Origin of the sequence: Flavobacterium sedimenticola, assembly GCF_030053345.1 — a bacterium.
GTDB classification, from domain to species: Bacteria; Bacteroidota; Bacteroidia; order Flavobacteriales; family Flavobacteriaceae; genus Flavobacterium; species Flavobacterium sedimenticola.
The window spans coordinates 315,101-326,812 of the sequence record NZ_JASGBP010000003.1 but is presented as its reverse complement, the minus strand read 5'-3'; the positions used below and the strand labels follow the sequence as shown (position 1 = coordinate 326,812).

Genomic DNA, 11,712 nt, shown 5'->3' with positions numbered 1-11,712 from the left:
TTTTTAATGTTTAGAAATACCATCTGTACTGTGTTTTGCCTCGCCGGTTTTGCCTCATTTGGGCAAGTTGGAGGCAAGTCGGTATACCAATTTCTAAACTTAGTTACCTCGCCTCGCCAAGCGGCTATTGGCGGAAAAGTGTTGACGTTTTACGATAACGATGTGAACCAGGCCCATTTTAATCCGGCCTGTATTAATGCGGAAATGGACAACAAACTCTCGTTAAATTACGGGAGTTATTTTGGCGAAGTTACCTATGGTACGGCTTCTTATGCCTATACCTACGACCGCCATGTGCAAACTTTTTTCGGCGGTGTCAATTATGTGAATTACGGAAAATTTGACGGGTATGACGAGAACGGGCAAAAAACCTCGGAATTTACCGGAAGTGAAATTGCATTGACATTTGGCTATGCGTATAATATTCCGTTTACCGATTTTTACATCGGTGCCAATGCCAAGCTCATTTCATCGACCTTAGAAAGTTATAATTCATTCGGAGCAGCCATTGATATCGGCGCTTTGTTTATCGATACGCGCAACGATGTGAACTGGGCGATTGCCATCCGAAACATCGGAACCCAAATTACACCGTATGCCGAAACCCGCGAAAAATTGCCTTTGGAAGTCATGATAGGGGTGTCGCAATTGATGGAAAATGTACCCATTCGTTGGCATTTAACCTTAGAGAATATGCAACAATGGCAATTGGCTTTTTCCAATCCGAATAGAGCAGAAGGTTCACTTGACGGCAGTTCCACACCCGAGAAAGTATCTTTTTTTAACAACGCGTTGCGTCACGTTATTGTGGGTGCCGAATTGTTTCCCGAAAAAGGATTCAATATTCGTTTGGGTTACAATTTCAGAAGAGCCGAAGAATTGCGTATTTTAGAGCAGCGAAATTTCTCCGGTTTGTCGGTGGGATTTGGTTTGAAAATCAATAATTTAAAATTTAATTATTCGTATTCGAGATACACGTTGGCTGCTAATACCAGTTTGTTTGGTCTAACCATCGATTTTTCGGGGAATAGTTATTAATAATATTTACTCAGTATTTTGAAAAAGATTACCATAGCCATCGACGGATTTTCGTCCACCGGAAAAAGTACTTTAGCCAAGCAATTAGCCAAACACCTAGGCTATGTGTATGTCGATTCCGGAGCGATGTATCGTGCCGTGACTTATTTTGCCATGCAAAACGGTTGCATCGGTCCCGATTTTTTCGACAAGCAAACTTTAATCAACAGTTTGCCTTATATTAAATTGCATTTTGAGTTCAATCCCGATTTGGGTTTTGCCGAAATGTATTTGAATGGGGTCAATGTAGAGGCGGCAATCCGTACCATTGAAGTGTCGGGTTATGTGAGTAAGATTGCTGAGGTTTCGGAAGTGCGGGCTAAATTGGTGGAGCAGCAACAACAAATGGGGAAAGACAAAGGGATTGTGATGGATGGTCGCGATATCGGTACGGTGGTATTTCCGGATGCCGAACTTAAGATATTCATGACGGCCAGTCCGGAAACCCGAGCACGCCGTCGTTACGATGAACTGCAGGCGAAAGGACAAAACGTGTCTTTTGAAGCCGTATTGAAAAATGTGGAAGAACGCGACCACATTGATACCCACCGCGAAGATTCGCCTTTAGTCATGGCTGATGGCGCCATTGAAATAGACAACTCGGCACTCACCCGCGAAGAACAATTTGAAGCGGTTCTCGAATTAGTGGCGAAAGTTTCGAAATCGTTATAATTATTTGTTTATCTCAATTTAAATAGTAGATTTACGGGTTATTTTTTTACAACCAAAACCAACTATTTATGATGAGTATCAAAAACAGATTAATTGCCATGAACTTCTTTCAGTTCTTTGTTTGGGGTGCGTGGCTGATTACGATTGCCAATTTTTGGTTCGGCACCAAACAATGGGACGGAACCCAATTCGGATTGGTGTTTGGCACCATGGGAATTGCTTCCTTATTCATGCCGACGTTAACCGGAATTATAGCCGACCGTTGGGTGAATGCCGAACGACTTTACGGAATTCTCCACATACTATATGCTTTAGTTTTATTTTACTTGCCGCAAGTTACAACCCCCGATAATTTTATTTACGTGATGTTGGCGGCGATGTGTTGCTATATGCCGACCATTGCACTGTCGAATTCGATTTCCTATACCGCTTTGAAAAACAGTGCCGATAGCGATGTGGTGAAAGATTTTCCTCCGATTAGAGTTTGGGGAACCATTGGTTTCATAGCGGCGATGTGGCTGACCAATTTAACCGGAAACAAAGCGACGGCCTATCAGTTTTATATAGCCGGAATTGCGGCGTTATTGTTAGGATTGTACGCTTTTACCTTACCGCAGTGCAAGCCGCAACATACTAAAAGTGAAAAAGCTTCGTTTGTGGAATCGTTGGGTTTGGAAGCCTTTAAATTGTTCGGGACTTACAAGATGGCGTTGTTCTTTATTTTCTCGATGTTTTTGGGCGGAGCTTTGCAGTTGACCAATGCCTATGGCGATGTGTTTTTAGACGAATTTAAAAATGTACCGGAATATGCCGATTCCTTTGTAGTGAAGTATTCTACGATTATCATGTCGATTTCTCAGGTATCGGAAACCTTGTTTATTTTAGCGATACCGTTTTTCTTAAAGCGATTTGGTATCAAACAAGTGATGTTGATTTCGATGTTGGCTTGGGTGTTGCGTTTTGGCTTGTTTGCTTACGGAAATCCAACCGATGGTTTGTGGATGATTATATTGTCATGTATCGTATACGGAATGGCCTTTGATTTCTTTAATATTTCAGGCTCATTGTTTGTGGAAACGTCTACCAATGCCAAGATTCGGTCTTCGGCTCAAGGCTTGTTTATGATGATGACTAACGGCTTTGGAGCGGTTTTGGGAAGCTTTACTTCGGGTTGGGCCATTGATAAATTTTTTACGCATGACGGCGCCAGAGATTGGCACAGCATCTGGCTGGCTTTTGCGACGTACTCTTTAGTGATTGCGGTATTGTTTGCCGTACTATTCAAGCACCAACACGACCCGAAAGCGGTGGCGAATGTAAGCCATTAGTTTCCATGCCATAAAATAAACATTAAACCCGATACATTGGAAAACGTATCGGGTTTTTTTGTGGCCAAGAATGCGATTCGAATCCCTGTCCAGCCCTGGCAGGAGCCAGCTACCGTGTAGCGTGGATGACAGGAAAACGGACCGCAAGCATACCCGAACCATTCGCTCCTAAAAAACAAGCCCTAACACTCGTTTTTTTTGGCGTAATTGTTTTGTAATTAAGATTTTATGCGTACTTTTGCACACCTTTTGGCGAAGTAGAGTTTCCTTAAGGGTTCTAACAATTTATAACTAACACTGTTGTGTTTGTATTCGCATTAAGAAACTCAGGCGGCACAACATACAAATTTTTTTATCAGCATGGCTGTATTAAACAAAGAACAAGAAGCGTTTTTAAATGATTTTAACTGGCACAACTACGCCGAAGGCATTGACGCGGTAGATGAGAAAAACTTACAAGAGTTTGAAGACTTAGTAACCAAAACGTTTATCTCAACCGACCAAGAAGAAGTAGTAGAAGGTGTAGTAGTACGTATTACTGACAGAGACGCTATTGTTGACATTAACGCGAAATCGGAAGGTGTAATTTCATTGAACGAGTTCCGTTACAACCCGAACTTAAAAGTTGGGGACAAAGTGGAAGTATTGATTGACGTTCGTGAGGACAAAACAGGTCAATTGGTATTGTCACACAGAAAAGCCAGAACTATCAAATCATGGGATCGCGTTATTGCGGCTAACGAAAGCGGAGAAATCGTTCAAGGTTTCGTGAAGTGCAGAACCAAAGGCGGTATGATTGTAGATGTTTTCGGAATCGAGGCGTTCTTACCGGGGTCACAAATTGATGTGAAACCTATCCGTGATTACGATGTATACGTGAACAAAATGATGGAATTCAAAGTGGTGAAAATCAACCACGAATTCAAAAATGTGGTAGTATCACACAAAGCCTTGATTGAAGCGGATATCGAAGTTCAGAAAAAAGAAATCATCGGTCAATTAGAAAAAGGTCAAGTATTAGAAGGTGTAGTTAAAAATATCACTTCTTACGGTGTATTCATCGATTTAGGAGGTGTTGACGGATTAATCCACATCACTGACTTGTCTTGGTCAAGAATCAATCACCCAAGCGAAGTATTGGAATTAGACCAAAAATTGAACGTGGTTATCTTAGACTTTGATGATGAGAAAACCAGAATCCAATTAGGTTTAAAACAATTAAACGCGCACCCTTGGGATGCTTTAGATGCTAACTTACAAGTAGGTGACAAAGTGAAAGGCAAAGTAGTAGTGATTGCTGACTACGGTGCTTTCATTGAAGTAGCGGAAGGTGTTGAAGGTTTAATCCACGTTTCTGAAATGTCTTGGTCTACGCATTTAAGAAGTGCTCAAGATTTCGTTAAAGTGGGTGATACTGTAGAAGCCGTTATCTTAACGTTAGACAGAGACGATCGTAAGATGTCTTTGGGTATCAAACAATTGACGCAAGATCCATGGACAGATATTACCTCTAAATACCCTGTAGGTTCTAAACACACCGGAATCGTTAGAAACTTTACTAACTTCGGTATTTTCGTAGAGTTAGAAGAAGGAATCGACGGTTTGGTATATATCTCTGATTTGTCTTGGACTAAGAAAATCAAACACCCGTCAGAATTTGTTAACGTAGGTGATAAATTAGATGTAGTCGTATTAGAGTTGGATGTGGAAGGCCGTAAATTGTCTTTAGGTCACAAACAAACAACCGCTAACCCTTGGGACAAACATGAAGATGCTTTCGCTGTAGGAACGATCCACACCGGAACTATCGCTGAGATTGTTGACAAAGGAGCTACTGTTGATTTCGGAGATGATGTAGTAGCGTTTATCCCTACACGTCACTTGGAAAAAGAAGACGGTAAAAAATTGAAAAAAGGAGAAGAAGCCCAATTCAAAGTAATTGAGTTCAACAAAGAATTCAAAAGAGTCGTAGCTTCTCATACCGCTATCTTCAGAGAAGAAGAGGAGAAAAACGTAAAAGCAGCTACTGAAAATGTAGCTTCTTCAAACAACGCTCCTGCTCAAACTTTAGGAGATAACAATGATATTTTGGCCGACTTAAAAGCGAAAATGGAAAAGAAAGAGAAAAAATAATTCTCTTCTGATTAAATAGAAAGCCCCGAGAAATCGGGGCTTTTTTTATTTTTAATTGTTATAATATTCCCGCTTCCAAATTTCTTCATTAAAGTTTTTACCCATCATAAAGAAGTAATAAGCAAACACGGCAAAAATCGATTTGAAGGCAAACAAGAATACAATGAAAGAAGCCATCGGAACCGATTTACTTAAATTATTCTCGGGAACCAACAACGCAATCAGGATACTAAAAAGAATGGCCGTCAGGGTAAAGCTACCCAAATTTCGGAAAGGCAAAACCAATAACTTGCGCCACGGATTGATTTCGGTTCCCCATTGGTGTACCAAATAGTAATAGTCGTTTCCGATAGGCACAAACAGCAACGGGTCGTCGTAATTGAGCAAGTGAAACGCTTTACTCGGCGCTATGATTTTAAAACCCTCCAAAGAAGTGTTATGTTCTCTCTCCAGCATTCTGATTTTGGAAATTGCTTCCTCCGGAATGTCATTTTTAAATATACTACTGTCCAAAAAACGCAGTCGGTAATCGATACAAATAGTTCTGATGTGGTCAAGGTGGAAAATCCGGTCGGTTTCCAGTAAATCAAACTGGAGCGCATTCGATTTTGTCGAACTTTTGGTGTGTAATGTTTCCGAAATGGCCGCACGCGCTTTTTCGTTTTCGGCTAAAACGGATAATACCTGACTTAAAACATCGGCTTCCGATTGGGATTTTTTTCTTTCGGAAAGCAATTCTTCCTGAAGGTTTACTTTACGGGACAACATAATGCGTGACTTTTATTAAATCGTTGGTAGCTTGGTATTTAAGATGATGAAAATTACAAAATTAATTTTCAATTTTTCGCAACTGTCGGTCAAAATTACTTTTCTACAGTTGTTAAAGTTTTCAGAAAAGAGCGATTCCCAAAAACCAAGGCCCATCCATTGGCGTACATGCGGCTATAACTCTAAAACAATTAAATTATTATGAAAACACGAAACTTTTTAGCCAGCACTTTTTTTGCTTTGGTATTTATGGTGAGTCATGACGCTTTGGGTCAAAAAGAAAAAACAGTAACCGTTGGAGGCGCTCCGATGTATCCATCCAAAAACATTATCGAAAATGCCGTAAATTCAAAAGAGCACACCACTTTGGTAGCCGCTGTAAAAGCCGCCGACTTGGTAGAAACGTTACAAGGTAAAGGTCCGTTTACGGTTTTTGCGCCTACCAATGCCGCCTTCGACAAGTTGCCGAAAGGAACTGTAGAAACACTCTTAAAGCCCGAAAACAAAAAACTCTTGCAAACGATCTTGACCTATCATGTGGTAGCCGGTAACCTAAGTGCAGCCGATTTAATCGCCGCCATTAAAAAAGGAAACGGAAAAGCCACGTTGAAAACCGTTAGTGGCGGTACATTAACGGCTTGGATGAAAGGGAATGAAGTATACCTAACCGATGAAAACGGAAAGAGCGCGAAAGTAACCATAGCTGATGTCAATCAATCTAATGGTGTTATTCATGTGATTGATGCAGTGGTAACGCCGAAATCATAAATTCTCAGGTCGTAAACGGCTTCAAATTATGTTTTGTATAAAAGAAAATGCCCGAAGTCATTCGGGCATTTTTTTGTATTATTTGGTCAACGTTGGAATCATAATTGATTTCTCCCAGCGGTCGAAATGACAAAATCCGGGTAATTATTGTCGCAAACTGGCACCCAATTCGTTTTCCATGTTTTTTAACAACTTGCTCATGATTTTGTCAATTTGCTCGTCGGTTAAGGTTTTGGAAGAGTCCTGGAGCGTAAAGCTTACCGCATACGACTTTTTGCCTTCGGGCAAGTTTTTGCCTTGATACACATCAAACAAATTCACGTCTTTTAATAGTGATTTTTCGGTTTGACGGGCGATGTTGTAAATCGCATCGAATGCCACCGTTTCATCCACTAAAAGTGCTAAATCTCGGCGTACTTCCGGATATTTCGGAATGTCGGTAAATTTGATTTTGCTGCCAATCAATTTTAGAATCAGGTTCCAATTAAAATCGGCATAAAACACCTCTTGCTTGATGTCGAAATGTTTTAAAATCGATTTCTTCACGGTGCCGAATTCCACCAAAGTGTCATTTCCGCAAGCTATCGCAATACCTTCGGCAAACACATCAGAAGCCGCTGGTTTGTTTTGAATTTTGGCAATACCCAAACGCTCTAAAATCGAACCGACATACCCTTTAAACAAGAAGAAATCACTTGGTTTTTGCGGATTGGTCCAGCTTTCTTCGTTGCGGTTTCCGGAAACAAATAAAGTCAAGTGTTTCGGTTCATCATAGCCCGAAGGTAATTTATGATACGTTTTTCCGAATTCGAATAGTTTTAAATCACCGTTTCTGCGATTGATGTTATACGACACGGCTTCTAAACCGGAAAACAATAACGACTGGCGCATGGCCGATAAATCATTGCTCAACGGATTCAACATCATCACATTGTATTCTTCTTTCAGCATAGCCGACAAACCAACGTAATCCGGCGTAGTTAAAGAATTGGCCATCATTTCGTGAAAACCTAAACCGTTCAATTGCGCGGCTACGATATTTTGTACTTTATAATCTTCGGTACGGGCCGAATTGGCTACCGTAGCGTTTAATTTTTTGGTAAAGTTGATGTTGTTGTAGCCGTACACGCGTAAAATCTCTTCAATTACATCCACTTCGCGCTGTACATCCACGCGGTACGACGGAATGATTAAACCCAAACCGGCATCAGAAACCGTGGTGACTTTGATGTCTAATGAAGCCAAAATTTTCTTGATGGTTTCTTTCGGTAATTCCTGACCAATCAACTTATTGGCTTTATCAAAGTGCAGGAATACCGGGAAATCTTCAATCTTTTTCGGATACACATCAATAATGTCCGACGTCACTTCGCCGCCGGCTACTTCTTTAATCAATAGCGCCGCACGTTTTAAAGCAAATTCGGTAATATTAGGGTCAATTCCTCTTTCAAAACGGAAAGAAGCATCAGTATTCAAACTATGTCTTTTAGCCGATTTTCGTATCGAAACCGGATTGAAGTAAGCACTTTCCAGGAAAATGGTATTCGTCGTTTCGGTAACCCCCGACGATTTTCCGCCAAAAACACCCGCCAAACACAATGGTCCTTTTTCGTCGCAAATCATCAAATCTTCCTCGTGTAAAGTTCTTTCTACATCGTCTAAAGTGGTAAACTTGGTGCCGGCTGCTACCGTTTTCACAATGATTTTGCCATTGATTTTAGCAGCATCAAAAGCGTGTAACGGTTGTCCTAAGTCGTGTAAAATATAATTGGTGACGTCAACAATATTATTTTTCGGCGTAAGCCCAATGGCTTTCAAACGGTTTTTCAACCATTCCGGAGATTCTTTAACGGTAATGCCCGACAAGGTAACACCGCAATATCTCGGAGCCAACTTGCTGTCTTTAACATCCACGTCAATTTTTAATGTTCTTTTGTCAATGCGAAACGTACTTACCGATGGCGTAATCAATTCGATGTTGCTGTTTTTTTGCAACAAACTGGCACGCAAATCACGAGCCACACCCATGTGCGACATCGCATCGGCGCGATTGGGAGTTAACCCTATTTCGAACACTTCATCATTTTCAATATTGAAAACTTTCGCACACGGCGTTCCCGGTTTTAGTTTCTCATCCAAAATCATAATCCCGTCATGACTGTTGCCCAAGCCCAATTCGTCTTCAGCGCAAATCATACCATGACTTTCTTGCCCGCGGATTTTTCCTTTTTTAATTTCAAACTCTTGGCCGTCTTTGTCAAACAATTGGGTACCGATGGTGGCCACAGGTACTTTTTGTCCGGCTGCCACGTTATTAGCACCGCAAACAATCTGCACCGGCGCTCCGTCTCCTAAATCAACCGTAGTAATTTTTAATCTGTCGGCATCGGGATGTTTTTCACAAGTCAGCACATGACCCACAACCACACCTTCCAAACCGCCGCGCACCGATTGGTATTTTTCGACTACTTCCACTTCCAACCCCAAATCGGTGAGTAGGGCTGCCGTTTCTTCTGATTTTAAATCGGTTTTAATGAATTGTTTTAACCAGTTGTATGAAATCTTCATGAGTGTAAATTAAGGCTGCAAATATAAGTATTGCAGATGAGAGATAAAACAAAATTGTGTCGTTTGTCGATAGGTTTATGAGGAGCGGCACATCCTGCGTGTTTACAAAACAGACTCCCGCTTTCCGCAGTGCACGGCACTTGCTGCAATCGGGGCTAGCGATAGCGTTGGTATGCTTTTTACAGGTTGCCCCATAGGCAGTACATTACAGGATTTCTTCCACGTGTCGCTTAATGTTTTCGGCAATTTTCGCTGTGGGCAAATCGTTTTCATCATTCCCGAACGGATCTTCAATCTCCTCGGCAATCAATTCCAAAGAAGCCAAAACATAAAAAATAAACACCACGACCGGAACCACATAATAGCCCAAATTGAATACGTAGCCAAAAGGCAATGTCATGACGTAAAAGAAAATAAACTTCTTAATAAAGGCGCTGTAGGAGTAGGGAATAGGCGTGTTTTTGATACGTTCACAGGCACCACACACTTCGGTAAACGATTGCACTTCGGCATTCAAAATAATCAATTGGTCCCCCGAAATTTTTCCGGCTTGATGCAGGTCGTGTATCTTTTGAAACAACACTTGTGCCACCTGATTGGGTTTGTGTTTTTCCAAATTAATTTTCAGCGCCACATTTTCAAACAAAAGTTGCCCGACTTCTTCGTTGCTCAAATGCTTGGATAGGATGGAAGCGTAGGTTGGAATCAAAAAGCGCAGGTATTTTTTGTCGTGTTCGTCTTTTAAAATGGCCGATAGTTTAATCGCTAAATTCCGACTGTTATTGACCAACGAGCCCCAGAGTTTTCGGCCTTCCCACCAACGATCGTAGGCAGTGTTGGTTCGGTAAGCTAATAACAACGAAATCACAAAACCCAACATGCCGTGCATGATGGAAATGTTTTTCACATGACTGGTATCTGACAGTTTCCAATATTCGACTTCCAAATAGCAAATGGCTGCCGAATACAATCCGATAAAAATCATCATCGGGAATAATTGACGGAAGGTATCGGCTTTGTGAAATCGGAAAATAAAGGTAATCCAGTCTTTCGGGTTGTATTTTACCATGGGTGTCGTTGATTTGAGTTCAAAAATACATTAAAAACTCAAATTCCCGGCCAATTCTTTTAGAGTGATTTCGTGAATTTTGGTTAAATATACCGCATTACTGTAGCGTACTTTAGCATCCAAAAAATTCTGCTGTGCGGTGCGGAACTCAATAGGTGTTATGGTTCCGATTTTGAATTTAGCCATCGTAATGGTTAAGTTTTGCCCTGCGATTTCCAGATTTTTGGCTTCCACTTTGGTCAGTTCCAAATTGGTAGTATAACTGGCAAAGGCTGCATTCAATTGGCTTTCCAAACTTCTTTTTTGCTGTTCCAAAGTAACGATGGCGTTTTCCACTTGTACTTTGGCAATTTTTTCGTTGCGGTTTTGCAGATTGCCGTTAAAAATAGGCAGCGTAGCATTGAAACCATAGGAGAAGCCACGGTTGGAAGATTGAGTAATAAACCCTAACGAGGCTTCCGAGCGCGAAAAATTATAGCCCGAAGTAATACGTATCGTAGGATAACGACCGGCTTTCACTTGCTTCAACTGTTGTTCGGCACTGTTCTTGGCGAGCATTTGGGCTTGCAATTGCGGATTCTGACTTTCGGCAGCCGATTTCAACTCGTCGTATTTCAGTTGCTCGTCCACCGAAATCGCGTCGGCCACTGCAAACTCGGTTTGTACATCGCGCGCTAAAATTTCGTTTAGTCGAATCTTGGTGTTTTTTAAGGTTTCCAGTTGTTGGAGTTGCAAACTTTTATCGGTATTCAAATCGACTTGCGCATTCAACACCTCTAGTTTAGAAGCCTTACCGATACTGAAACGATTTTGCGCCATAGTGACTCTTTCTTGTGAAATCACAATGGCTGTATCAATCGCCGCCAATTGTTGCTGCTGTTGCACCAAGTCAAAATAGTTCAAATACACGTCGCTGATTTTAGTGAGTATGGCCAATTTCAATTCGGCTTCCCCTTGTTTTTGCAGAATGTTGAGTTGCTCTTTTCGGGCAAACATGCGCAATCCGTCGAAAACCGTCCAATCCAAACCTACACCGTAGGTCAGGTTCATATTTCGCGCACCGTCTAAAGTTCTCTCCGAGCCATCGGCTTGGGTTTGTTTGGTGTTGGTGATACTGTTGTTATCGGTCACTAAGGCATTGATGGTGGGCAACATACCGGCATTGCCGACACTATTGTTGAGTTCATCCATCTTAAGTTCGTTTTTAGCCAACTTAATGTCGTAGTTGTTTTCCAACGCTATTTTAACGGCATCTTCCAGTTTCAAAAGTTCCTGCGCTTGTATTTTTGGCATAAGAGCCAAGATCAAAGTGAGGATATGTATCGATTT

9 protein-coding genes are annotated in these 11,712 nt (G+C 41.4%); 5 read left to right on the top strand and 4 right to left on the bottom strand.

Features of this window, described 5'->3' with window-relative positions; genetic code table 11:
- The first annotated feature begins 6 nt into the window (after nt 1-6).
- The 4 genes from porQ to rpsA all read left to right on the top strand — a co-directional run bounded on the left by porQ (nt 7) and on the right by rpsA (nt 5,210).
- Nucleotides 7-1,038 (top strand): type IX secretion system protein PorQ, encoded by a 1,032-nt coding sequence (gene porQ, locus QHT84_RS07815; protein ID WP_283239000.1) that lies wholly within the window; start codon nt 7-9, stop codon nt 1,036-1,038.
- 18 nt (nt 1,039-1,056) lie between these two features.
- Nucleotides 1,057-1,749 (top strand): (d)CMP kinase, encoded by a 693-nt coding sequence (cmk, locus tag QHT84_RS07810; protein ID WP_283238999.1) that lies wholly within the window; start codon nt 1,057-1,059, stop codon nt 1,747-1,749.
- A gap of 71 nt (nt 1,750-1,820) precedes the next feature.
- Nucleotides 1,821-3,077 (top strand): nucleoside permease, encoded by a 1,257-nt coding sequence (locus tag QHT84_RS07805; protein WP_283239013.1) that lies wholly within the window; start codon nt 1,821-1,823, stop codon nt 3,075-3,077.
- A 360-nt stretch (nt 3,078-3,437) separates the two neighbouring features.
- Nucleotides 3,438-5,210, top strand: coding sequence for a 30S ribosomal protein S1 (rpsA, locus tag QHT84_RS07800; protein WP_283238998.1), 1,773 nt, complete (start codon nt 3,438-3,440; stop codon nt 5,208-5,210).
- A 51-nt stretch (nt 5,211-5,261) separates the two neighbouring features.
- On the opposite strand, the gene QHT84_RS07795 is transcribed toward rpsA, so the two are convergent.
- Entirely contained in the window at nt 5,262-5,978 is a 717-nt protein-coding gene (locus QHT84_RS07795) for a hypothetical protein (RefSeq protein WP_283238997.1), read from the bottom strand.
- A 201-nt stretch (nt 5,979-6,179) separates the two neighbouring features.
- Here QHT84_RS07795 and QHT84_RS07790 point away from each other — a divergent pair, with 201 nt between their 5' ends.
- Nucleotides 6,180-6,746, top strand: coding sequence for a fasciclin domain-containing protein (locus tag QHT84_RS07790; RefSeq protein WP_283238996.1), 567 nt, complete (start codon nt 6,180-6,182; stop codon nt 6,744-6,746).
- A 144-nt stretch (nt 6,747-6,890) separates the two neighbouring features.
- Here the strand turns inward: QHT84_RS07790 and pheT are convergent, their stop codons facing one another.
- From pheT to QHT84_RS07775, 3 genes are all read right to left on the bottom strand, one after another.
- The gene (gene pheT, locus QHT84_RS07785) at nt 6,891-9,314 is read right to left on the bottom strand and encodes a phenylalanine--tRNA ligase subunit beta (RefSeq protein WP_283238995.1); all 2,424 of its coding nucleotides are present in this window, start codon (nt 9,312-9,314) and stop codon (nt 6,891-6,893) included.
- Nucleotides 9,315-9,519: 205 nt separating this feature from the next.
- Complete coding sequence (locus QHT84_RS07780; RefSeq protein ID WP_283238994.1) at nt 9,520-10,383, bottom strand: bestrophin family protein; 864 nt, start codon at nt 10,381-10,383, stop codon at nt 9,520-9,522.
- Between the two features lie 30 nt (nt 10,384-10,413).
- Nucleotides 10,414-11,676 carry a TolC family protein gene (locus QHT84_RS07775; protein WP_283238993.1) on the bottom strand — a complete coding sequence of 421 codons (1,263 nt, stop codon included), beginning with the start codon at nt 11,674-11,676 and terminating at the stop codon, nt 10,414-10,416.
- Nucleotides 11,677-11,712: the final 36 nt, after the last annotated feature.